General features: G+C 72.0%; 18 protein-coding genes. 10 read left to right on the top strand and 8 right to left on the bottom strand.

Features of this window, described 5'->3' with window-relative positions; translation table 11 throughout:
• The first annotated feature begins 25 nt into the window (after window positions 1–25).
• The 6 genes from AB0O48_RS09095 (at window position 26) to valS (ending at window position 10,053) form a co-directional block, all read left to right on the top strand.
• Complete coding sequence (locus AB0O48_RS09095; RefSeq protein WP_365064180.1) at window positions 26–1,477, top strand: FAD-binding oxidoreductase; 1,452 nt, start codon at window positions 26–28, stop codon at window positions 1,475–1,477.
• A gap of 78 nt (window positions 1,478–1,555) precedes the next feature.
• Window positions 1,556–3,055, top strand: coding sequence for an AlkA N-terminal domain-containing protein (locus AB0O48_RS09090; protein ID WP_357246965.1), 1,500 nt, complete (start codon window positions 1,556–1,558; stop codon window positions 3,053–3,055).
• Window positions 3,052–3,561, top strand: a complete 510-nt coding sequence (locus AB0O48_RS09085; RefSeq protein ID WP_357246968.1) for a methylated-DNA--[protein]-cysteine S-methyltransferase — start codon at window positions 3,052–3,054, stop codon at window positions 3,559–3,561. Before AB0O48_RS09090 ends, AB0O48_RS09085 begins: the two co-directional genes overlap by 4 nt.
• Before the next feature lie 36 nt (window positions 3,562–3,597).
• On the top strand, window positions 3,598–5,451 hold the full coding sequence (locus AB0O48_RS09080) for an ABC transporter ATP-binding protein (RefSeq protein WP_357246971.1): 1,854 nt from the start codon (window positions 3,598–3,600) through the stop codon (window positions 5,449–5,451).
• Entirely contained in the window at window positions 5,448–7,328 is a 1,881-nt protein-coding gene (locus AB0O48_RS09075) for an ABC transporter ATP-binding protein (protein WP_365064175.1), read from the top strand. Before AB0O48_RS09080 ends, AB0O48_RS09075 begins: the two co-directional genes overlap by 4 nt.
• Window positions 7,329–7,383: 55 nt before the next feature.
• Complete coding sequence (gene valS, locus AB0O48_RS09070) at window positions 7,384–10,053, top strand: valine--tRNA ligase (protein WP_357570942.1); 2,670 nt, start codon at window positions 7,384–7,386, stop codon at window positions 10,051–10,053.
• Between the two features lie 45 nt (window positions 10,054–10,098).
• On the opposite strand, the gene AB0O48_RS09065 is transcribed toward valS, so the two are convergent.
• The 5 genes from AB0O48_RS09065 to AB0O48_RS09045 all read right to left on the bottom strand — a co-directional run bounded on the left by AB0O48_RS09065 (window position 10,099) and on the right by AB0O48_RS09045 (window position 14,272).
• Complete coding sequence (locus AB0O48_RS09065) at window positions 10,099–10,743, bottom strand: hypothetical protein (protein WP_357246980.1); 645 nt, start codon at window positions 10,741–10,743, stop codon at window positions 10,099–10,101.
• 93 nt (window positions 10,744–10,836) lie between these two features.
• Complete coding sequence (locus AB0O48_RS09060) at window positions 10,837–11,547, bottom strand: ABC transporter permease subunit (protein ID WP_357246983.1); 711 nt, start codon at window positions 11,545–11,547, stop codon at window positions 10,837–10,839.
• A 1-nt stretch (window position 11,548) separates the two neighbouring features.
• Window positions 11,549–12,460, bottom strand: a complete 912-nt coding sequence (locus AB0O48_RS09055; protein WP_357246986.1) for an ABC transporter ATP-binding protein — start codon at window positions 12,458–12,460, stop codon at window positions 11,549–11,551.
• Window positions 12,460–13,365 (bottom strand): ABC transporter permease subunit, encoded by a 906-nt coding sequence (locus AB0O48_RS09050; protein ID WP_365064169.1) that lies wholly within the window; start codon window positions 13,363–13,365, stop codon window positions 12,460–12,462. Before AB0O48_RS09050 ends, AB0O48_RS09055 begins: the two co-directional genes overlap by 1 nt.
• Window positions 13,358–14,272: an ABC transporter ATP-binding protein gene (locus AB0O48_RS09045; protein ID WP_357246992.1), complete on the bottom strand. Its 915-nt coding sequence runs from the start codon at window positions 14,270–14,272 to the stop codon at window positions 13,358–13,360. Before AB0O48_RS09045 ends, AB0O48_RS09050 begins: the two co-directional genes overlap by 8 nt.
• A 385-nt stretch (window positions 14,273–14,657) precedes the next feature.
• On the opposite strand from AB0O48_RS09045, the gene cysC reads away from it, so the two are divergent.
• The 3 genes from cysC (at window position 14,658) to galT (ending at window position 18,195) form a co-directional block, all read left to right on the top strand.
• Complete coding sequence (gene cysC / locus AB0O48_RS09040; RefSeq protein WP_365064399.1) at window positions 14,658–16,187, top strand: adenylyl-sulfate kinase; 1,530 nt, start codon at window positions 14,658–14,660, stop codon at window positions 16,185–16,187.
• A 110-nt stretch (window positions 16,188–16,297) separates the two neighbouring features.
• Entirely contained in the window at window positions 16,298–17,122 is an 825-nt protein-coding gene (locus AB0O48_RS09035) for a DeoR/GlpR family DNA-binding transcription regulator (protein ID WP_357570941.1), read from the top strand.
• Window positions 17,119–18,195, top strand: coding sequence for a galactose-1-phosphate uridylyltransferase (gene galT, locus AB0O48_RS09030; protein WP_357246997.1), 1,077 nt, complete (start codon window positions 17,119–17,121; stop codon window positions 18,193–18,195). Before AB0O48_RS09035 ends, galT begins: the two co-directional genes overlap by 4 nt.
• Window positions 18,196–18,498: 303 nt before the next feature.
• Here galT and AB0O48_RS09025 read toward each other — a convergent pair whose 3' ends face one another.
• Window positions 18,499–19,716, bottom strand: coding sequence for an NADP-dependent isocitrate dehydrogenase (locus tag AB0O48_RS09025; RefSeq protein WP_357247000.1), 1,218 nt, complete (start codon window positions 19,714–19,716; stop codon window positions 18,499–18,501).
• A 136-nt stretch (window positions 19,717–19,852) separates the two neighbouring features.
• Between AB0O48_RS09025 and AB0O48_RS09020 the strand changes: the two genes are divergently transcribed.
• Window positions 19,853–20,650 carry an MBL fold metallo-hydrolase gene (locus tag AB0O48_RS09020; protein ID WP_365064162.1) on the top strand — a complete coding sequence of 266 codons (798 nt, stop codon included), beginning with the start codon at window positions 19,853–19,855 and terminating at the stop codon, window positions 20,648–20,650.
• Window positions 20,651–20,852: 202 nt separating this feature from the next.
• Here AB0O48_RS09020 and AB0O48_RS09015 read toward each other — a convergent pair whose 3' ends face one another.
• The gene (locus AB0O48_RS09015) at window positions 20,853–21,803 is read right to left on the bottom strand and encodes a malate dehydrogenase (protein WP_357247006.1); all 951 of its coding nucleotides are present in this window, start codon (window positions 21,801–21,803) and stop codon (window positions 20,853–20,855) included.
• A 139-nt stretch (window positions 21,804–21,942) separates the two neighbouring features.
• On the bottom strand, window positions 21,943–22,803 hold the full coding sequence (locus AB0O48_RS09010; protein ID WP_357247009.1) for a bifunctional methylenetetrahydrofolate dehydrogenase/methenyltetrahydrofolate cyclohydrolase: 861 nt from the start codon (window positions 22,801–22,803) through the stop codon (window positions 21,943–21,945).
• Window positions 22,804–22,836: the final 33 nt, after the last annotated feature.

Genomic DNA, 22,836 nt, shown 5'->3' with positions numbered 1-22,836 from the left:
CGACGTGCGAGCCGCAGGGGCGCCGATGAGCACCACCATGCCCCGGGTGCCCACCTCGCTGACCGGGCAGATCGTCACACCCGGCGACCGCCGGTACGCGCAGCTGCGCTCCACGTACACCACGACTGCCTCCCCGGCCGCGGTCCTGCTGCCGAAGACCACCACGCAGGTGATCGACGCGCTGCGCTACGCGCGGGAGCAGCGGCTGCCGATCGCCGTCCGCAGCGGCGGACACGGCTTCTCCGGGGCCTCCTCGAACAACGGTGGCGTGGTCATCGACCTGTCCCTGCTCAACCGGGTGCAGGTGCTCGACGAGCGGGCCGGGCTGGTCCGGGTCGAGGCCGGCGCACGCTGGGCGAACGTCGCGAAGGCGTTGGCGCCGTACGGCCTGGTCGTCAGCTCGGGTGACTACGGTGGCGTCGGCGTCGGCGGCCTGGCCACCGGCGGCGGCGTGGGCTGGCTGGTCCGCGCCCACGGTCTCACCCTCGACCGCGTCCGCGCGGTCGAGGTGGTGCTCGCCGACGGGACGCTGGTCCGCGCGGACGCCGCGCACGAGCCGGACCTGTTCTGGCTGGTCCGGGGCGCGGGAGCTGGTGCGGGGATCGTGGTGGCCTTCGAGATCGAGGCGGTCGAGCAGCGCAACGTCGGCGTGACGCAACTGGTCGTCGAGGCGCATCCGGACGGGCGCACCATCCGGGAGTGGACGGCCTACCTCGCACAGGCCCCACGGGAGTTGTCCGCGGCGGCCGTGGTGTACGCCGAGGGCCGCTCGGCCCTCATGTCCATCACCGCCGTGGTGGCCGCCGAGAGCCTGCGCCGCGCCCGACCCGCGGTGGAGCCGCTGCTCGCCATCGGCAAGGTGCTCGAACACCGCACCGACCTGCTGCCCTACCCGACCCTGGTGCCGACCGCGCACCTCAACCCCAACGTCGGGCAGCAGCGCGGCACGACCACGAACGGTCTGTTCACCGGGCTGGACGACGCCGGCGCGCGGGCCGTGCAACGGGCGGTGACCGGGCCGGGGCGAGCCGTGGTGCAGCTCCGCTCGCTGGGGGGCGCGGTCAACGACGTGGCATCCGACGCGACCGCGTACGCCCATCGCCACCAGGACACGCTCGTCGTCGCCTCGGTGTTCCCACCGCAGGGTGGGGCGGCGTTGGACGCCGCCTGGCGGGCCGTCGGAGCGCGGGCCGACGGCGCGTACGCCAACTTCGAGAGCCGACCGGACCCGGCCGCGTTCGCCCGGATCTACCCGGGCGAGACCGGGATCCGGGTACGACGGCTGTGGAAGCGGTACGACCCGGACGGCGTGTTCCGGTCGGCCCTGCTCACCGGTCAACCGAGCCGGGCCGCGCAGCCGAGCCGATCGGGCCAGCCGCACCGCGCCGCCCAGCCCACCCGTTCCGGCCAGCCGAATCGGGCTGGCCAGCCCACCGGGTCCGGTCAACCGCATCGGCGTCGCCGCCGCCCCCGTTGACGGGGTCCCTGCTCACCGACACGGCAAGGTCCGATTCCCGCCAGCCGGCGGCGGGTCGAGCGGGGCATCATCGGTGACATGGAGCTGGACTTCGAGCGGTGTTACCGGGCCGTGGACAGTCGGGACCAGCGGTTCGACGGCTGGTTCTACACCGGTGTGACGTCCACCGGCATCTACTGCCGGCCGTCCTGCCCGGCGATCACGCCGAAGCGGCAGAACGTCCGGTTCTTTCCGTCCGCCGCCGCGGCCCAGGGTGTCGGGCTGCGCGCCTGCCGCCGCTGCCGGCCGGACGCCGCGCCGGGTTCACCCCTGTGGGATGTCCGCGCGGACGTGGTCGGCCGGGCGATGCGGCTGATCGCCGACGGCGTGGTCGACCGGGACGGCGTACCCGGGTTGGCCTCCCGCCTGGGCTACACCGAACGGCACCTGCACCGGATGCTGAGCGCCGAGATGGGCGCCGGACCGCTCGCGCTGGCCCGCGCCCAGCGGGCACAGACCGCCCGGATCCTGATCGAGACCACCGACCTCGGGATGGCCGAGATCGCGTTCGCCGCCGGCTTCGGCAGCGTCCGGCAGTTCAACGACACGCTCCGCGAGGTGTACGCGAGCGCCCCGTCCGATCTGCGAACGGCGCGCGGCGGTCAGCGGGCGCCGGCCGGCGCGGGCACTCTCGCGCTGCGGCTGGCGTACCGTCCGCCGCTGCACGCCCAGGCGCTACTGGACTTCTTCGCGGTGCGGGCACTGCCCGGGGTGGACGAGGTCCGCGACGGGACGTACCACCGGGGTCTGCGGTTGCCCCACGGCACCGGCGAGGTGGCGCTGACTCCGGCGGCCGGGCACGTGGCGGCGACGCTGCGGTTGACCGACCTGCGCGACCTGGCGCCCGCGGTGGCCCGCTGCCGCCGGCTGCTCGACCTGGACGCGGACCCGACCGCCATCGACGCCACGCTGGCCGCCGACCCGGCGCTAGCCCCGGCGGTCGCGGCAGAGCCGGGCATCCGCGTCCCCCGCGCGGTGGACGGCTTCGAGATGGCCGTCCGCGCCATAGTCGGCCAACAGGTCTCGGTGGCCTCTGCCCAAAAAACCCTGACCCGCCTCCTCACCACCCCCACCCCCAAGCACGTCGATCATGAGGTTGACCTGGCGATTGGAGATCGAATCCCACGCCAACCTCATGATCACCGAGGCGGGGGCGGGGGGCTGCGGGGCTTTTTGGGCGCGGAGGAGTTGTTGGCCGTGCCGGACTCGGGGTTTGGGATGCCGGTGGGGCGGCGGGAGACCTTGCGGGGGCTGGCTCGGGCGGTCGTGGACGGGTCCGTCGACCTGGCGGCTGGGGTGGATCGGGAGGCGGCAACTCGAGGGCTGCTCGCATTGCCCGGCATCGGTCCGTGGACCGCCAACTACCTGGCCATGCGCGCCTTCGGCGACCCGGACATCCTGCTCAGCACCGACCTCGCCGTCCGGCGCGGCGCCGCCGCCCTCGGCCTGCCCGACAACCCGACAATCCTCGACGGGTACGCCGACCGTTGGCGTCCCTGGCGGTCCTACGCAACGATGAGACTCTGGAGAGCGGCATGAGCATCGACAGCACCGTACTGAGCACGCCGGCCGGTCCGTTGAGCATCCTCGCCGGCCCGGACGGCGACGTACGGGCGGCCGGCTTCACCCCGGACCCGGCGGCACTGCTGCCCCTGATCCACCCGACCCTGCGGGCGCCGGTACGCCAACGGGCCGACCTCGGCCCGATCACCGCGGCGGTCCACTCCTACCTGGACGGTGACCTCGACGCCATCGACGCGGTGCCGGTCCGCCAGCGCACCGGCGGGGAGTTCATGGCCCACGCCTGGCAGGTGCTGCGCGAGGTGCCGCCCGGCACCCCGGTCACCTACACCGGGTACGCCGCGCTGGCCGGTCGACCACCGGCGGTACGGGCCGCCGCGGCTGCCTGCGCCCGGAACGCGGCGGCACTGTTCGTGCCCTGCCACCGGGTCCTGCGCACCGACGGCACCCTCGGTGGGTACCGCTGGGGGCTGGACGTGAAGACGTGGCTTCTCGGTCATGAGCGGCGCCTGACAGCAAGCTGACACCGGCGTCGCCTGGCATTGACGCTACCGTCTGGTATGCCTGTGGAAAGCGACGGCAACCCGACCACCCGGGTTGCCGCGCCCCGGCACCCCCTGCACAACCTCTGGCGGCTACGCCCCTACCTCCGGCCGTACGCCACAGAGTTCGCCTGGCTGCTCGTCGCGGGCCTCGCGGGCACGGCGGCCGGGATCGCCGTACCGCTTGTCGTGCAGCGGGTGGTGGACGGGCCGGTGGCCCGACACGAACCGGCCGGGCTGTTCCAGCTCGGCGGTCTGGCGCTGCTGCTCGGCGTGGCCGAGGCGGTGCTCATCTTCATCCGCCGATGGGTGCAGTCCTCCTCGTCGGTGGGCATGGAGGCGGCGCTGCGTGCCGACGTCTACGCCCACCTGCAACGGTTGCCGACCAGCTTCCACGACCGCTGGCAGTCCGGCCAGTTGCTCTCCCGGATCACCAGCGACCTGTCGGTGATCCGCCGGTTCCTCTCCTTCGGCGTGTTCTTCCTGGTGCTCAACGTGACCACCTACGTCGTCGTGGTGGTGCTGCTCGTCAACCTGCATCCGATGCTCGGTGCGCTTGTCGCGGCCAGCTCGGTGCCGCTGCTGCTGATCAGCCGCCGGTTCGGGCGGCACTACCATGCCGCGTCCCGGCGGATGCAGGACCAGCAGGGTGACGTGGCGACCCTGGTCGAGGAGACCGCGCAGGGCCTGCGCACCATGAAGGCGTACGGGCGCGGGCCGGAACTGGCGGCCCGCTTCGGCGGCAGGGCGCGGCGGCTGCACGACACGGGCGTCGCCAAGGCGCGGCTGCTGGCCACCACGTCGGCGTTGCTCGACCTGGTGCCCAACGTGACCCTGGGCGTGGTGCTGGTGGCCGGTGCGGCCGCCGCGGCGAAGGGCGCGCTCACCATCGGCGAGCTGGTCGCGTTCGTCAGCCTCCAACTGATGCTCATCTGGCCGGTGCAGTCGCTGGGCTGGATCATCGCCAACGGTCAGGAGGCCGCCACCGCCGCCGACCGGCTCCAGGAGGTGCTGGACACCCCACCCCAGATCGTCGACTCCCCCGGCGCGCTCGCGCTGCCGCGCGACGCGGTGCAGGGCCGGCTCCGCATCGAGCGGGTCTCGTTCCGCTACCCGGGCGCCACCGCACCGGTGCTGCGCGAGATCGACCTGGTCGTCGAGCCAGGTGAGACGCTCGCCCTGGTCGGCGCCACCGGCTCCGGCAAGAGCACGCTGCTCTCGCTGGTGCCCCGGCTGCACGAGGTGACCACCGGCCGGATCACCCTGGACGGGCACGACCTGCGCGAACTACGGCTGGCCTCACTACGCCGCCTGGTCGGGGTGGCGTTCGAGGAGCCCACGCTCTTCTCCATGTCGGTGTGGGAGAACCTCACCCTGGGACACCCCGACGCCGGCGACGACGACGTCCGCGCGGCCCTCGCGCTCGCCCAGGCCGACTTCGCGTACGAGCTGCCGTGGGGGTTGGCCACCCGGGTGGGTGAGCAGGGGATCTCCCTGTCCGGCGGTCAGCGTCAACGGCTCGCGTTGGCGCGGGCCGTGCTCGGCCGACCGGCGGTGCTGGTGCTCGACGACCCGCTGTCCGCTCTCGACGTGCACACCGAGGCGCTGGTCGAGGCGGCACTGCGACGGGTCCTGCGCGACAGCACCGCGCTGCTGGTGGTGCACCGGCCGTCGACGATCGCCCTGGCCGACCGGGTCGCGCTGCTCGAAGACGGACGGATCACGGCCGTGGGCCGGCACTCCGACCTGCTGGCCACCGTTCCGGCGTACCGGGCGTTGCTGGCCGCCGACCCACCCACCGAGCACCCACCGGCGGAAGCCGCCGGCCCGAGCCCGTTCCCCTCCGACGGGTGGGGGCTGGTGCGCTCGTGACCGTGCCGAAGCCTGCCGAACCGCCGCCCGAGGAGGAACCGGAGCTGACCCGCTGGCGCGGGACCGCCACGGACCCGGAGGCGGACCGGAGCCGAGCCGAGGACACCGCGCCCGAGGCGGTGGCCCGGCTGCGCCGGCTCAGCCGGGCACTGCTCGCCGAACAGCTCCGACCACACCGGAGGCGACTCGCCGCCGCGGTCGGCCTACTGCTGACCCAGAACGCCGCCGCGATGGCCGGCCCGTACCTGGTCATGATCGGCATCGACCGGACCATCGCGCCGCTACGCGCCGGCAACCCCGGCCCGCTGGTCGCCGTCGCCGGGGCGTTCGTGGTCGCCTCGCTGACCGAGTACGCGGCCCGGCGCGGGTTCCTCACCCTCTCCGCCCGGATCGGCCAGGCCGTCCTGCTCGACCTGCGGCAGCGGGTGTTCGGGCACTTCCTGCGGCTGTCCGTGGGCTTCCACGAGCGGTACACCTCCGGCCGGATGGTCTCCCGCCTCACCAGTGACGTGGACTCGATCGCCGAGTTGGTCGACGGTGGGATCGACAACCTGGTGATGGCGGGGCTGTCGATGCTGTCGGTGGCCGCCATCCTGCTCTGGCTGGACCTGCCGCTGGCCGCCGTGACGCTGCTCGCCTTCCCGTTCCTGTTCTGGCTCTCCCGCTGGTTCGCCCGGTCGTCGGCGAGCGCGTACCGGCGGACCCGGGACGCGGTCGCGCTGGTCATCGTGCACTTCGTCGAGTCGATGCGGGGCATCAAGGCGGTGCAGGCGTTCCGCCGGGAACCGCGCAACCAACGGATCTTCGTGGCGCTCGGCGACGACTACCGACGGACCAGCCTGCGCACGTTCCGACTGATCGCCACGTACTCGCCGGCGATCAAGCTGATCGGCAACATCACCGTGGCGGCGGTGCTCTGCTACGGCGGGTGGCGGGTGCTCGACGGCCAGACCGAGGTCGGTGTGCTCGCCGCGTTCCTGCTCTACCTGCGTCGCTTCTTCGAGCCGATGCAGGAGCTGAGCCAGTTCTACAACTCCCTCCAGTCGGCCACCGCCGCCCTGGAGAAACTGGCCGGGGTGCTCGACGAGCGGCCGGCCGTCGCCGAGCCGGCCCGGCCCACACCGCTGCCGACCGGCCCCGGTGGCGGTGCGGTGACCTTCCGGGCGGTCTCCTTCGGATACCGTGCCGGCACCCCGATCCTCGCCGGTCTGGAGCTGAGCGTGTCGGCCGGACAGACGGTGGCGCTGATCGGGCCGACCGGTGCGGGCAAGTCGACAATCGCCAAACTGGTCGCCCGTTTCCACGACCCGGACACCGGCACGGTCCAGCTCGACGGGGTCGACCTGCGTGACGTCTGCGACGCCGATCTGCGCCGGGCCGTGGTGTTGGTGACGCAGGAGAACCACCTGTTCAGTGGGACGGTCGCGGACAACATCCGGTTCGGCCGCCCGAGCGCGGACGACGAGACCGTCCGGGCCGCGGCGCGGGCGATCGGCGCGCACGACTTCATCGCCGCCCTGCCGGAGGGGTACGCCACCCAGGTGCACCGTCGCGGCGGCCGGCTCTCCGCCGGGGAGCGCCAACTCGTCGCGTTCGCCCGGGCGTTCCTGGCCGACCCGAGCGTGCTGATCCTGGACGAGGCGACGTCGTCGCTCGACGTGCCGACCGAACGGCTGGTGCAGCACGCGCTCGGTACGATCCTGCGCGACCGCACCGCGCTGGTGATCGCGCACCGACTTTCCACCGTGGAGACCGCCGACCGGGTGCTCGTCCTCGACGACGGGAAGGTCGTCGAGGACGGCCCACCCGCCGTGCTGGCCGAGGCCGGCGGCCGGTACGCGGCCCTGCACCGGCAGTGGCGCGAGTCGCTGATCTGAACCAGCGATCCGCAACTGCGTGGTCCGTCCCCCCGAAGATGCCTACGATCGCTGGATGACCGATACGGCGAGGACGGCCCGCGCCGGCATCCCCGAGCGTCCGACCCTGGACGGGCTCGAGGAGAGCTGGGCACGCCGCTGGCAAGAGGAGGGCACGTACGCGTTCGACCGCGCGAAGCCGACCGTTCCGGGTCGCGGCGCGGCGTCCGACGCGCCGAGCGGGAATGGTCGCAGGAAAGACGTGTACGCGATCGACACCCCGCCGCCGACCGTATCGGGCGAGCTGCACATGGGGCACGTGTTCTCGTACACGCACACCGACATCGTCGCGCGATACCAGCGGATGCGCGGCAAGGCGGTCTTCTACCCGATGGGCTGGGACGACAACGGCCTGCCCACCGAGCGTCGCGTGCAGAACGTCTACGGGGTGCGCTGCGATCCGGCGCTGGCGTACGACCCGGTGTGGCGACCACCGGCGACTCCGGTCGACGACGCGGCCCGCCGCGACCCCACCCCGCTCTCCCGGCGCAACTTCATCGAGCTGTGCGAACGGCTGACGGCCACCGACGAGCAGGTCTTCGAGTCGCTGTGGCGACGGCTCGGGCTCTCGGTGGACTGGTCGTTGACGTACACGACGATCGGCCGGATCGCCCGGACCACCAGTCAGCGGGCGTTCGTGCGCAACCTGCGGCGCGGCGAGGCGTACCAGTCGGAGGCGCCGACGCTCTGGGACGTCGGCTTCGCCACCGCCGTCGCCCAGGCGGAGCTGGAGGACCGGGAGCGCCCCGGCGCCTACCACCGGCTGCGGTTCACCCGGCCGGACGGGCGCGAGGTGCAGATCGACACCACCCGACCGGAGCTGTTGCCCGCCTGCGTGGCGTTGGTCTGTCACCCCGACGACGAGCGGTACGCCGACCTGGTGGGCGCGACTGTCCGCAGCCCGCTGTTCGACGTCGAGGTGCCGGTGCGCGCCCACCCGCTCGCCGAGCCGGGCAAGGGCACCGGCATCGCGATGGTCTGCACGTTCGGCGACCTGAGCGACGTGACGTGGTGGCGGGATCTCGACCTCGACACCCGCGTGGTCATCGGCCGCGACGGTCGGCTGCTTCCGGAGCCGCCGGCCGGGGTGCCGGCGCAGCCGTACGCGGCGCTGGCCGGGCAGAGCGTCAACGGCGCCCGCCGGGAGATCGTCGGGATGCTGGCCGACGCGGGTGACCTGATCGGCGAGCCGCGCCCGATCACCCATCCGGTCAAGTTCTACGAGCGCGGTGACCGCCCACTGGAGATCGTCTCGACTCGACAGTGGTATCTGCGCAACGGCGGCCGCGACGCCGACCTGCGGGCCACGCTGCTGGCCCGGGGCGAGGAGCTGCACTGGGTGCCGGCGCACATGAAGCACCGCTACGACAACTGGGTGGGCGGCCTGACCGGGGACTGGCTGGTCAGTCGGCAGCGGTTCTTCGGGGTGCCGGTGCCGGTGTGGTACCGGCTCGACGACACTGGCGAGCCGGACTGGTCCCACCCTCTCACGCCGGACGAGTCAGCGCTGCCGGTCGACCCATCCAGTGATCCGGCGCCCGGGTACGACGAGTCGCAGCGCGGCCATCCGGGCGGCTTCATCGGTGATCCGGACGTGCTGGACACCTGGGCCACCTCGTCGCTGACCCCGCAGATCGTCGGTGGCTGGGAGACCGACCCGGAGCTGTTCGCGCAGGTCTTTCCGATGGACCTCCGCCCGCAGGGGCAGGAGATCATCCGGACCTGGCTCTTCGACAGCGTGGTCCGTTCGCACTTCGAGCACGGGGTGCTGCCCTGGCGGGACACCGTGCTCTCCGGCTGGATCCTCGACCCGGACCACAAGAAGATGGCCAAGTCCAAGGGCAACGTGGTCACCCCGCTGGCCCTGTTGGAGCAGCACGGCTCGGACGCGGTGCGCTACTGGGCGGCCAGCGGCAAGCCCGGCATGGACCTGGCCTTCGACCCGGCGCAGATCAAGATCGGCCGTCGGCTGGCCACCAAACTGCTCAACGCGTCCAAGTTCGTGCTCGGGCTGGGGGCGGCGGACGCGCTCCGCGCCCCATTGGACAACTCCAGTTCGGCGCGTCCGACGCCGCGCCGCGACCTGGAGCTGTCGGCGACCACGCCACTGGACCGGGCCATGCTCGCCGAACTGACCACCGTGGTCACCGCCGCGAGCACCGCCCTCGACGCGTACGACCACACGGCCGCGTTGCAGGCGGCCGAGGCGTTCTTCTGGCGGTTCTGCGACGACTACATCGAGTTGGTCAAGGAGCGGGCGTACGGCACCGGCGCGGCCGCGGACTCGGCGCGGGCGGCGCTGGCCTCGGCGCTCTCGGTGCAGTTACGACTGTTCGCCCCGGTGCTGCCCTACGTGACCGAGGAAATCTGGTCGTGGTGGCGGTACGGCTCGGTGCACCGCGCGACGTGGCCCACCACCTACGAGGTGACCCGGTCGATCGAGGGGTCGGGTGACCCGGCCCTGCTGCGGCTCGCCGGCGACGCGTTGAGTCAGGTGCGACGGGCCAAGTCGGAGCGGAAGCTGTCGATGAGGGCGGAGGTGCCGCTGGCCGAGGCGCTCGGCCCCGCGGCCCTCCTGGAGCAGCTCACCCTCGTCGCCGACGACCTCCGGGCGGCCGGTCGGATCGGCAAACTCGACCTGCTCCCCGACCGCACCCCGGAACTCGTCATCGCCTGCGCGTTCTGAGCCGCGTCCGCCGCCGCCACCCCCCGGGGCGGCGGCGGACGGGCGTCACCAGCCGCGCAGGAAACGCAGCCCGAGCAGGAAAGCGACCACGGAGGGCCCCACCAGCAGGGTGATCGCCTGGAGGCGGTACGGCATCCGGTGTCGGGTCAGCTCGCCCGCGTTGCCCAGCACGATGGCGCCGGCCAGCATCATGAACGCACCCCACCAACCGGTCTCCAGGTCGATCAGGTTCACCCGGATCGCTTGCAGGGTCAGCCCGAGCATCGCGCCGGTCAGCGCGAGCAGGGCCACCGCACGGTGCAGGCCACGGGCCAGCGGGTGGGCCGCCCGCCAACCGTAGGTGCCGGCGACCGCCAGGCAGGGCAGCACCACGAGCAACGGCCAACCCCGCCCCATGACACCGAACATCAGCAGCGCGCCCACCGCGAACACGATGGTGCCGACGCAGGCGAGCATGTAGCCGGCGAAGGCCCGGCCACCGCCCCGAGCCAGCAACGGGCCGCCACTGGCCGCGATCAACGCGGCCGGGATCAGGATGAACACGGCCCACCAGTGGAACTGCCCGCTGCCCTGGGCAGCCGTCGCGACCGTGGCACAGGCCAGCCCGGCAACCGCCAGACTGGTCAGCCAGGGCCGGCTGCTCCGGGAGTACGGCTCAGCCAACGACGTCCGCTCCGCTTCGACGCTCACACCCAACAGCCTGGCCCGACGGGGGCCGACCGGTCCATCCGGCCAGCCCTACCGCCGAGGTGTGGCTGGCCGGATCACCGTTGGGCACTGGTCTCAGCTCGTCTCGCCGGCCACGCTGAACGAACGCAGACGGTCGATGGCCAGCACGGTGAAGCCGACGCTGACCAACGCGGTCATCACCGAGGCGACCGGCACCGACACGGTGGTCTCCAACAGCCCGGTGGGGGCGATCCGGTCGGTGAGGGCGATCACGTACTGCTGGATGGAGAGCACCTTGGTGCCGCTGACGAAGTTGCCCAGCAGCCCCTCCCAGATCAGCACGTAGACCAGGCCGAGCAGCACCGGCCGCCTGGTGACCAGGCTGAGGGCGAGGAACAACGCCGAGTACGCCAGCGCGCCGAGCGTCGCCGCGACCGCCAGCGCCAGTCCGAGGCGTACCGAATTGGCGAGCACGCCCGCGACGTAGAGCGGCACCGCGACGGTGGCCGCGCTGACCCCGGCGGCGACCGCGAGCTTCGGCAGCACGATCTGCCAGCGCGGCAGCGGCTTGGTCAGGATGTGCACGACCGTGCCGTCGTCGATCTCGGCACCCAACACGCCCGTACCGATGATCAGCGCGACCACCGGCAGCACCACGGCCAGCCCCAGGCCGACCAGCACCGGCGGCCCCCACTCGCCCGGGTCCACCCCCAGCGACCGGCAGAGCACGGCCAGCCCGAGCAGCACCAACGGCAGCGGAAGCAGCAGCAGGAACCGACGCCTGCCGAACAGCCCACGCGCGGTGATCCAGGTAATTGTCGACATGTCAGGCCTCCACCAGGTAGGAGAAGACGCTCTCCAGAGACTCGTCGGACGGCACCAGTTGGCGCACCCGGATGCCGTGCTTGAGCGCGATCCGGGGCAGTGCCCGGGTGAAGGCGCCGTAGTCACCGGCCCGCACGGTCAGGCCGGTGGGGTCCAGCTCGACCCCACTGACGGACGGCTCGGCGATCAGCGCGACGGCCAGCGCCCGGTCGTCCGTGGAACGCACCGCGAAGACGTGTGGGCGATTGGTCATCAACCGGCGGATGGTCCGGAAGTCGCCGGAGGCCGCCAACCGCCCGGCCACCATCACCTGCACCGTCCCGGAGACCTGCTCGACCTCCTCCAGGATGTGCGAGCTGAACAGGATGGTCCGGCCGGCGTCGCCGAGCGTGTGCAGCAACTGCATCATGTGCAGCCGCTGGCGCGGGTCCATCCCGTTGAACGGCTCGTCGAGCAGCAGCACCTGCGGGTCGTGCACCAGCGCGGCGGCCACGCGGGCCCGCTGGCGCATGCCCTTGGAGTACGTGCCGATCCGACGGCTCTGCGCCGACTCCAACTCGACCAGATCGATCGCCCGCCGGGCGGCCGCCGCCGGATCGGCCAGCCGGTGCAGCTTCGCGCTGGCCAGCACGAACTCGTACGCGGTGAGGAAGCCCTGCACCGCCTCCCGTTCGCTGACCAGCCCCAACCGTCGGTAGACGTCCGGGTTGCGCCAGGTCGGCTCGTCGTCCAGCGTCACCGTGCCGCGCGACGGGGAGAGGAACCCGGCCATCATGTGCAGCAGCGTGGTCTTGCCGGCGCCGTTCGGGCCGAGCAGCCCGGTCACGCCCGGCCCCAGGGCCATGCTGATGTCGTTGACCGCGACCACGTTGCCGTACCACCGGGACACCCCGGTCAGGTTCAGCGTGCTCATCAGGAGGCGACCTTCCGGTAGCGGACCAGCAGGAGGGCGGTCGCGCCGGCGACCAACAGCACCGCGGCCAGGGCGTAGACCAGGCCGAACCCGCCGATCAGCATCTCGCCCGGATCGCCCTCGACCAGCAGGTCACCCAGCGACCAGATGCCCACCCCCTGCACCAGCGTGGAGGGCGAGGCGAGCCCGGCCAGCTCGTTGGCCGTCTGCGACGGCAGGATGCTCAGCACGCCCACGATCGGGGTGGTCATCAGGAAGACCGCGACCACGCCGCCGGCGGCGAAGGCCCGCTTGCCGGTCAGCGAGGCGACCAGCAGGCCGATCGAGGCGAAGACCACCGCCCAGAGCCCGGCGTAGAGCAGGCCGGGCAGCAGGTCGAGCAGCTCGTTCCAGACCCCGCGCATGCCCTGCTTGGTGGTGAACGCGGCACCCAGGAACATCAGCAACTGCGGCCCCCCGAGCAGCAGCCAGAGCGCCGTGACCAGCGCCAGCAGCTTGGCCAGCGCGTAGTCGCTGCGGGGCAGCGGTCGGGAGAAATACAGCGGCAGGACGCCGCTGCGCAGGTCCCGGGAGACCAGCTCCGGCGCGGCCACCGCGACGAAGAAGATGACCAGCCAGCTCATCGCGTCGGCGAACTGGGCGTACGTGGCGACCGGCTCGCCGATCTGGCTGCGGATCGCGGCCAGGGCCACCGCGACCAGGCTGACGATGCCGACCACCAGCCACGGGAAGATCTTGGCCTTGGCGCTGCGCCCGAAGCCGAACACGGTGCGCAACCCGTGCCCGTAGAGCGCGCCGAAGACCTGCCGGCGGCCCTGCCTCGGGCCCTCGTAGCGCTGGTAGCCGATGTCGTGGATGACGCCTGTCGGCGCGGGGCGCACGGCGGCTGCGGTCGGCTCAGGCATGGGAGAGCTCCCTCGTGGCGAAGAGTTCGGCCACCCGGTGCCGGCGCTGGTCCAGTCGGTGCAGTGGCAGGTCCAGTTCGGCGACCGCGCCGAGGATCAGGTCGTAGGTGCCGTCGTCGGCGAGTGGCACGAGCAGCAGTCGCCCGTCCCGCGCGACCGGCAGCTTCAGCTCGGTGAGCCGGGCGGCGAGCTCCTCGGTGCCCTCGCTGACCTCCACGGCGAGCACGTCGGTGGCCGTGGTCATCGCGGAGATGTGGTCGGCGCGCAGCAGTTTGCCGCCGTCGATGGCGATGAGCGTGTCGCAGATCCGCTCGACCTCGCCGAGCAGGTGCGAGCAGACCAGCACGGAGATGCCGAACTCGGTGCCGATCCGGTGCACCAGCGCCAGCATGGCGTCCCGGCCGGCCGGGTCCAGACCGTTGGTCGGCTCGTCGAGCAGCAGCAGATCGGGGTCGTGCACAAGCGCCTGGGCCAGCTTGACGCGCTGCTTCATGCCGGTGGAGTAGCCGCCCACCGGGCGGTAACGCTCCTCGTAGAGCCCGACGTGCCGCAGGGCCTCCGAGGCTCGCTCGCGGGCGGCGGTGCGGGGAAGGCCGCTCATCCGCCCGAGGTGGGTGACCAACTCGGCGGCGGACAGGTCGGGTGGGAGGCAGTCGTGCTCGGGCATGTAACCGACGCGGGCACGGACCGCCGCCGGATCGGCGGACGGGTCGATGCCGAGCACCGAGACCTGACCGCTGGTCGGGGCGATCAGGCCGAGCAGGATCTTGATCAGCGTGGATTTTCCGGCGCCGTTCGCGCCCACCAGGCCGATGATCCCGGGCTCGACGGCGACGGTGAGGTCGGCGAGCGCGGTGACCCGACCTCCGTACGTCTTGGTGAGCGACTGGGTCGCGATCAGTGTCACGCTGCCAGCGTAGGGAGTCGACGCCCACCACGGACACCGGCGCGCCCCCGGCGCTTCCCTGATCCTTGCCCCGACAGACCCTTAGGGTCCCCCGCCGAGGGTGGTGGAACCGTTGCCGCCGGTAGCGCGTCCGGCGCGACCCCGCCTCGGGAAACGGCGATCCGGGGTGACACCATTCATCTCCCGGCCTGTCGGGAGTCGTGCCCGCGTCACCTGGATGTCGAGCGAGTCCGTCCTCCGCACCGACCACAACCGGTTCGGGGTGAGGTCCGCAGTGGTCGGCGGATCCGGTGTTGATCCGCCCGGCCGGATCGTGGAGTGGCGGCCTCGACCGATCGACGGTCGGCTGCGAAACTGTGTGCCGGTCAGCGAGTGGGGGGTGTGGATGAGCAACGGCTGGGTGCTGCCCGACGAGGTGCTGCAGGACGCACCGGCGTACACGCCGCGTCCCGGTGAGCTCGCTGACCTGGAGCTGCTGCTGACCGGTGCGTACTCCCCCCTGACCGGTTTCATGACCCGTGCCGACCTGGTGTCGGTCAGCCGGCGCGGCCAACTGGCCGACGGCACGCCGTGGCAGGTCGCGGTTACCCTCCAGGTGCCGACCGCCCTGGCTCAGGGCTTCGACCCGCGCGACCCGGCCCGCCGGGCGCTGGTGCTGACCGACGGCGAGGGCGCGCCGGCGGCTGCCCTGGACGTGGCGGACGTCTGGCCGGTACGCGAGGGCGTCGCCGGGGTTGGCGGCCAGGTCCGGCGGCTGGGCGACGGTGGCCACGGCCCGTTCCAGCGACTGCGTCGCAGCCCGGAGGAGGTCCGCGCGCTGCTGCCCCCGGGCCGGGTGCTCGGTGTGATCGCCGACCGGCCGCTGCACCGTCCCCAGCTCGCTCAGATCGCCCACGCAGCCCGCACGCTGGCCGCGCACCTGCTCGTGATGATCCCGGTCGGTGAGGGCGGCGTCGGAGGGCTTCCGCCCGAGGCACTGGTCCGCATCATCTTCGCCGCCCGGGACCGGATGCCGCCCGCCACCGTGATCGCGGTGCCGCTGTCGCATCGCCGGGAGGAGATCAGCGACGCGCTGCTGCGCGCCCGGGTCTCCGCCGCGTACGGGGTCACCCACCTACTCTCCACCGGGGAGATGCTGTCCGGCGCCGGGTTGCGGGTGCTGGTGCCACGGGAACTCGCCTACGACAACAGGGACGGGCAGTGGCGTTGGCGGGAGGACATCCCTCCGCGCAACCGTCGGCTCGCGCTGACCCAGCAGGAGATCGAGGACCTGCTGGATCGGGGCTTCCCCCTGCCGGAGTGGCACACCCCGCCGGCCGTGGCGAGGGAGCTGACCCGGGCCCGGCCACCGCGCCGGCACCGGGGGCTGGTGGTCTTCCTGACCGGCCTCTCCGGCTCCGGCAAGTCGACGATCGCGCGCGGGCTGGCGGACGCGCTGCGGGAGAGCGGCGACCGCACGGTGACCCTGCTCGACGGGGATGTGGTGCGCCGGGAGCTCACCGCCGGGCTGGGCTTCAGCAAGGCCGACCGGGACATGAACGTCCGGCGGATCGGGTGGGTGGCCGCCGAGATCGCCCGGCACCGGGGGGTGGGCATCTGCTGCCCGATCGCCCCGTACGCGGCGGCCCGTGCCGCCGCCCGCGAGATGGCCCTGGCCGCGGGGGCGGGTTTCGTGCTGGTGCACGTCGCCACCCCGCTGGAGGTGTGTGAGCGCCGGGACCGCAAGGGCCTGTACGCGCGAGCGCGGGCCGGCCTGCTCACCGGCATGACCGGTATCGACGACCCGTACGAGGAGCCGAGCGACGCCGACCTGGTGCTGGACACCAGCGATCTCAGCGTCGCGGACGCCGTTCAGGCCGTGTTGCACCAGCTCACCGAGACCGGGTGGGTGGAGCTGAAGATCGCCTCTTCCTGAGGTGTTTCCGTAGCCGCTGTCCGGCCGCCGCTCGCTCCGCGCTAGTGTTCGTCTTTGTTGGAACACGTTTGACCGCGTGAGAGTACGGGGACCTCCGGGAGGCACGGCGAATGCTCGCTCAGCAGCGGCAGGCGGCCATCCTGGAGCGGGTCCGGTCCACCGGCGGCGTCCGCGTGAGTGAGTTGGCGGCCGAGTTCGGCGTCTCCGACATGACCATCCGTCGTGACCTGGAGGCGCTGCACGAGCGGGGCCTGCTGGCCAAGGTGCACGGCGGCGCCACGGCAGCCGGGCCGAGCTCGACCGACGAGCCGGGTTTCTCCGCCAAGTCGGTCCGCCAACTGGTGGAGAAGGCGGCCATCGCGGATCGGGCGGCCCAACTGGTCCGGCCGGGCGCGGCGGTCGCGCTCTCCGCCGGCACCACCACCGCCGAGCTGGCCCGCAAGCTGGTGGACGTCCCCGGCCTGACCGTGGTGACCAACTCGCTGCCGGTGGCCGAGATCCTGCACGCCGGTGGCCGACCGGACCAGACGGTGGTGCTCACCGGGGGCGTCCGCACGCCGTCGGACGCGCTGGTCGGCCCACTCGCGGTCGGGGCGATCCGGGCACTGCACCTGGATCTGCTCTTCCTGGGCGTGCACGGCATCACCGAGCGGGCCGGCTTCACCACCCCGAACCTCATGGAGGCGGAGACCGACCGGGCGCTCGTGGCCGCGGCGGACCGGTTGGTGGTGCTGGCCGACCACACCAAGTGGGGCACGGTGGGCATCTCCTCGATCGTCGAGCTGGCGGCAGCACACGTACTCGTCAGCGACGACCGGTTGCCTGCGCCCGCACGGCGGGTACTCGGCGAACAGGTGGGCGAATTGATCATGGTAGAAGCGACCGGGGCGGGCCGCGCGACGCGCACGCCGACGAGTGAGGGGGCGGCGCAGTGAAACGCACCGCGATCGACCTGGCCGACGGCCGGGAACTGATTTACTTCGACGAGCGCGACGACGCGGTCCGCGACCAGCCGGACCGCCGGGACCTGCCGCCGCCGCCCCCCGCGTCCCAACTGCGCTACGACCCGCTGACCGACGAGTGGGTGGCGGTGGCCGTGCATCGGCAGACCCGCACCTTCCTCCCCCCGGCGAACGAGTGCCCCCTCGACCCGTCGGTGGGTGATCGGCTGACCGAGGTCCCCGCGCCCGACTACGACGTGGTGGTCTTCGAGAACCGGTTCCCGTCGCTCAGTGGCCGCGTCGCCGAGGAGCCCGGCGAGATCACCCCGTTCACGCCTGTCCGACCGGGAGTCGGCCGATGCGAGGTGGTCTGCTTCACCTCGGACCACAACGCCTCCTTCGCCAGCCTGCCGCCGAGCCGGGTCCGCACCGTCCTGGACGCGCTCGCCGACCGCACCGAGGTGCTCGGCGAACTGCCCGGCGTGGAGCAGATCTTCTGCTTCGAGAACCGGGGCGTCGAGATCGGCGTCACGCTGCACCACCCGCACGGGCAGATCTACGCGTACCCCTTCGTGACGCCGCGCACCCGCGCGCTGCTCGCCGCGGCACGCCGGCACGCGGAACGGACCGGCGGGGGCAACCTGTACGCGGACGTGCTGGCCGCCGAGCGCGCGACCGGCGACCGGGTGGTCGCCGAGAACGAACACTGGACGGCGTTCGTCCCGGCGGCCGCCCGCTGGCCGTTCGAGGTGCACGTCGCGCCACACCGGGTGGTACCCGACATTCCGGCGCTCAGTGACAGCGAGCGGGATGCCTTCGGGCCGCTCTACCTGGATCTACTGCGCCGCTTCGACGGTCTGTTCGACATGCCGATGCCGTACATCTCGGCGTGGCACCAGGCGCCGGTGCGCATCGACCGCGAGTTCGGCCACCTGCACCTGCAGCTGTTCAGCATCCGGCGGGCCAAGGACAAGCTGAAGTATCTGGCGGGCTCCGAGTCCGGGATGGGTGTCTTCATCAACGACATCTCCCCCGAGCGTGCCGCCGAACTGCTGCGCGCCGTCTGAGCCGAGCTGCTTTCCGACCCTGCCGGTGAGCGACGGAAACAGGGCGCGGGGGGCCCGGGACAGGGCCCCCCGCAGGGAAGGGACGGCTGGCTGTGCACGGCACAGCCGGGAAGGCTGGCTGATCGGCGCACGGGTGCCGCGGGTCGACCGTGGTCAACCTTCCTCGGACGCGACTGGCATCTCGTCCATCCTGGTCAACGAGGCGCGCCGACGGCGGTGACGCCACCCGGCGCGTCAGCGCCGGACACGCCGAAGCCCGCCGGCTGAGACGCCGGCGGGCTCCGATGATGCGGTACGCCTGGATCAGGCGGCGATCTTGCGGGCCAGGTTCTCGTCGAGCGCGTTCATGAACTCGTCGGTGGTCAGCCACGGGGCGTCGCGCGAGATGAGCAGGGACAGGTCCTTGGTCATCTGGCCGCCCTCGACGGTGTCGACGATGACCTGCTCCAGCGTGTTGGCGAACTCGGTGACCGCCGGGGTGCCGTCCAGCTTGCCGCGGTGGGCCAGGCCCCGGGTCCAGGCGTAGATCGACGCGATCGGGTTCGTCGACGTCTTCTCGCCCTTCTGGTACTGCCGGTAGTGCCGGGTGACCGTGCCGTGGGCGGCCTCGGCCTCGACGGTACGACCGTCCGGGGAGAGCAGGACGGAGGTCATCAGACCCAGCGAGCCGAAGCCCTGCGCGACGGTGTCGGACTGCACGTCACCGTCGTAGTTCTTGCAGGCCCAGACGTAGCCACCCTCCCACTTGAGCGCGGCGGCGACCATGTCGTCGATGAGCCGGTGCTCGTAGGTGATGCCGGCGGCGGCGAACTCGTCCTTGAACTCGGTCTCGAACACCTCGGCGAAGATGTCCTTGAACCGGCCGTCGTACGCCTTGAGGATGGTGTTCTTGGTGGACAGGTAGACCGGGTAGTTGCGGTCCAGCCCGTACCGGAACGACGCCCGGGCGAAGTCCCGGATCGACTCGTCGTAGTTGTACATGCCCATGGCGATGCCGCCGCCGGGGAAGTTGGCGACCTCCATCTCCATCGGCGCGCCGCCGTCGGCGGGGGTGTAGGTGATGGTCACCGTGCCCGGGCCGGGGACGACGAAGTCGGTGGCCTTGTACTGGTCACCGTGGGCGTGCCGGCCGATGATGATCGGCTTGGTCCAGCCGGGGACCAGCCGCGGCACGTTGGACATGATGATCGGCTCACGGAAGACGACGCCGCCGAGGATGTTGCGGATGGTGCCGTTGGGCGACCGCCACATCTTCTTCAGGCCGAACTCCTCCACCCGGGCCTCGTCCGGGGTGATGGTCGCGCACTTGACGCCGACGCCGTGCTCCTTGATGGCGTTGGCGGCGTCAACGGTGACCTGGTCGTCGGTCTCGTCGCGGTGCTGGATCGACAGGTCGTAGTAGTGCAGGTCGACGTCGAGGTAGGGCAGGATCAGCTGCTCCCGGATCTGCTTCCAGATGATCCGGGTCATCTCGTCGCCGTCGAGCTCCACGACCGGGTTGTTTACCTTGATCTTCGCCATCGGCCGGCGCTCCTCTCGGGGGACACGTGCTCAAGCAGTACGAGCGTACTGCAATTGGACGGGCAGCCCCCACCCGGCCTCGGTCGGCCGGTGGAAGCGGGCTGCACGGCACAGAATTCCCTGGCACCATCGCCCGATGCCACTGAGCCGCACCCTCGGGTCTATCACGGTCACCGCGCTCATCGACTCCGAGGGAGCTTTCTTCCAACCTCGCACCGAGGCGTTTCCACACGCCACGGCAGCCCACTGGCGGGAGGCCGACCGACGCGACCCGGGGGCGGTGACCGCCGACGGGCAGTGGTGGCTGCCGTTTCGCAGCTTCGCGATCCGCTCCGGGGACGGGCCGGTCACCCTTGTCGACGCCGGCATCGGCCCGGCCGACTCACTGGCCGCGAGCTGGGCGCCCGTACCGGGGCGGCTGCCCACCGAACTGGCCGCCGCCGGCATCGACCCCGCGGACGTCGACACCGTCGTGCTCACCCACCTGCACACCGACCACATCGGCTGGGCCGTGACCGGCAACCCCGGCCGGCCGTACTTCCCGAACGCGAGCTACCTGGTGCAGCGGGCCGATCTCGACGCGGCGGAGACACTCAATCCGGCGCTGCCGGCCGGCCTGGTCGCGCCGTTGCGCGCCGCCGGCCAGCTCCGGGTGGTCGACGGCGAGACCACCCTCACCCCGGCGGTACGCCTGCTCTCCACTCCCGGCCACACGCCCGGCCACCAGTCGGTGCTGGTGACCTCCGCCGACGAGCGGCTGCTGCTCACCGGCGACCTGCTGGTGCACATGGTGCAGTTGGTCGACCCCGACCTGGCGTACGCCCACGAGGAGGACCCGGAACGAGCCCGCACCTCCCGGCTGACCACCCTGCGCACCCACTCCCCCACCCTCCTGGCCACCCCCCATCTCAGCGCCCCCTTCACCACCGTCTGACCACGCGGCGGTCCGACCAATCCTCTGCGGTTGATCAAGAGGTTCGCGTCACCAGAACCGCGATTCCTGACGCAAACCTCTTGATCAACCTGCTCGATGAGCCCGCCCGGGTCCGGGGTTGGGGGCTGTGCGGACTGTGGGGACGGCGAAGGGCGCGCCGGCGAAGCCGGCGCGCCCTTCGCTGAAGCGGTGTCTCGGGGAACTACATGCTGGAGACGTCGCCCTGCTTGGCGCGGACGGCTTCGGCGGCCGCCAGGAGGCTGGCGCGCTCGTCGGCGTCCAGGTCGGTCTCGACGACGCGCTTGACGCCCTCGGCGCCGATCGCGGCCTCGACACCGAGGTAGACACCGGAGATGCCGTACTCACCGTCGACCCACGCGCAGACCGGCATGACCTCGCCGGAGTCCTCGGCGACGGCCTTCGCCATCCGGGCCGCGGCGGCGGACGGGGCGTAGTACGCCGAACCGGTCTTGAGCAGCGCGACCACCTCGGCGCCACCGTTGCGGGTCTTGACGACCAGTTCCTCGATCTGCTCGGCGGGCATCGCGTCACGCAGCGGCTTGCCGTTGACGGTGCTCTTCGACGGGACCGGGACCATGGTGTCGCCGTGCGAGCCCAGGGTCAGCGTGCGTACCGACGCCACCGGCACGTTCAGCGCCTCGGCGACGAAGTTGCTGAACCGGGCGGTGTCGAGCATGCCGGCCTGGCCGAGCACCCGGTTCTTCGGGAACTGGGTGGCGAGCTGCGCCAGCGCGGTCATCTCGTCCAGCGGGTTGGAGACCACGATGACGACGGCGTTCGGGGCGTACTTGGCCACGTTCTCGGCGACCTGACGAACGATCTTGGCGTTGGTCTCCAGCAGGTCCATCCGGCTCATGCCGGGCTTCCGCGGCAGACCAGCGGTGATCACGACGACGTCGGAGCCCTCGATCTGCTCGTAGCCCTCACCGTTGGGGCCGGTGGTGACACCGACGACCTTGGTCTCGAAGCCCTCGATGGCCCGGGACTGGTTGAGGTCGAGCGCGAGGCCCGCGGGCTTGCCCTCCACGATGTCGGTGATCACTACGGTGTCGAAGACGTCGTACTCGGCCAGGCGCTGTGCGGTGGTGGAGCCGTAGAAGCCAGCCCCGACGACAGTGACCTTCTTACCCATGGTCGTCCCACTCCCTGATACCAGTCGGTTTTCCGGACCGTATCAGTCATCCTGGCACCGATCAGGCCAGGGGCGGCGGCCATCGCCGGGATGGGGCGAACGTCACCGCCGTCCTGGTTCGGCGCTGCGGACGTGTGGGTCAGCCGCGCTCGGCGCGCTCGACGACGTTGGTGAGCAGCATGGCCCGGGTCATCGGCCCGACACCGCCGGGCATGGGGACCAGGGCGCCGGCCGTCTCGGTCACCTCCGGGTCCACGTCGCCGGTGTAGCGGCCCTTGCCGTCCGCGCCGATCACCCGCGTGATACCGACGTCGACCACCACCGCGCCCGGCTTGATCATGTCGGCGGTGAGCAGCCCCGGTACGCCGGCGGCGACGATGACGATGTCGGCGGCCCGGGTGTGCGAGGCGAGGTCGAGGGTGCCGGTGTGGCAGAGGGTGACCGTGGCGTTCTCGCTGCGGCGGGTGAGCAGCAGGCCGAGCGGCCGACCAACGGTGTTGCCCCGACCGACCACGGCCACGGTGGCGCCGCGCAGGGCCACGTCGTGGCGGCGGAGCAACTCGACGATGCCGCGCGGAGTACAGGGCAGCGGGCCGTCGTAGCCGAGCACCAGCCGGCCCAGGTTGACCGGGTGCAGGCCGTCGGCGTCCTTGTCCGGGTCGATCGACTCCAGCACCCGTTGGGTGTCGAGGTGGGCCGGCAGCGGCAGCTGGACGATGTAGCCGTGGCACGCCGGGTCGGCGTTCAGCTCGGCCAGCACGTCGTCGACCTGCTGCTGGGTGGCGTCGGCGGGCAGCTCCCGCCGGATCGAGGCGATGCCGACCTCGGCGCAGTCGCGGTGCTTGCCGTTGACGTACGCCTGGCTGCCCGGATCCGCCCCGACCAGGACCGTGCCGAGCCCGGGGGTGATGCCGCGTTCCGCGAGTGCCTTCACCCGTATCCGCAGCTCGTCCTTGATCTCCGCCGCGGTTGCCTTGCCGTCCAGAAGCGTCGCCGTCACCACCAGATCGTCTCACGGCCACCGCTTCGGCGT

Origin of the sequence: Micromonospora sp. NPDC085948, from assembly GCF_040686315.1 — a bacterium.
Classification (GTDB): Bacteria; Actinomycetota; Actinomycetes; order Mycobacteriales; family Micromonosporaceae; genus Micromonospora.
The sequence above is the reverse complement of the archived record's forward strand: the minus strand, read 5'-3'. Positions and strand labels throughout refer to the sequence as shown.

Coding starts and splice junctions, on each gene's coding strand:
- AB0O48_RS09095 (WP_365064180.1), top strand. CDS start 26: ATGAGCACCACCATGCCCCGGGTGCCCACCTCGCTGACCGGGCAGATC.
- AB0O48_RS09090 (WP_357246965.1), top strand. CDS start 1,556: ATGGAGCTGGACTTCGAGCGGTGTTACCGGGCCGTGGACAGTCGGGAC.
- AB0O48_RS09085 (WP_357246968.1), top strand. CDS start 3,052: ATGAGCATCGACAGCACCGTACTGAGCACGCCGGCCGGTCCGTTGAGC.
- AB0O48_RS09080 (WP_357246971.1), top strand. CDS start 3,598: ATGCCTGTGGAAAGCGACGGCAACCCGACCACCCGGGTTGCCGCGCCC.
- valS (WP_357570942.1), top strand. CDS start 7,384: ATGACCGATACGGCGAGGACGGCCCGCGCCGGCATCCCCGAGCGTCCG.
- AB0O48_RS09060 (WP_357246983.1), bottom strand. CDS start 11,547: ATGTCGACAATTACCTGGATCACCGCGCGTGGGCTGTTCGGCAGGCGT.
- AB0O48_RS09055 (WP_357246986.1), bottom strand. CDS start 12,460: ATGAGCACGCTGAACCTGACCGGGGTGTCCCGGTGGTACGGCAACGTG.
- AB0O48_RS09050 (WP_365064169.1), bottom strand. CDS start 13,365: ATGCCTGAGCCGACCGCAGCCGCCGTGCGCCCCGCGCCGACAGGCGTC.
- cysC (WP_365064399.1), top strand. CDS start 14,658: ATGAGCAACGGCTGGGTGCTGCCCGACGAGGTGCTGCAGGACGCACCG.
- AB0O48_RS09035 (WP_357570941.1), top strand. CDS start 16,298: ATGCTCGCTCAGCAGCGGCAGGCGGCCATCCTGGAGCGGGTCCGGTCC.
- AB0O48_RS09025 (WP_357247000.1), bottom strand. CDS start 19,716: ATGGCGAAGATCAAGGTAAACAACCCGGTCGTGGAGCTCGACGGCGAC.
- AB0O48_RS09020 (WP_365064162.1), top strand. CDS start 19,853: ATGCCACTGAGCCGCACCCTCGGGTCTATCACGGTCACCGCGCTCATC.
- AB0O48_RS09015 (WP_357247006.1), bottom strand. CDS start 21,803: ATGGGTAAGAAGGTCACTGTCGTCGGGGCTGGCTTCTACGGCTCCACC.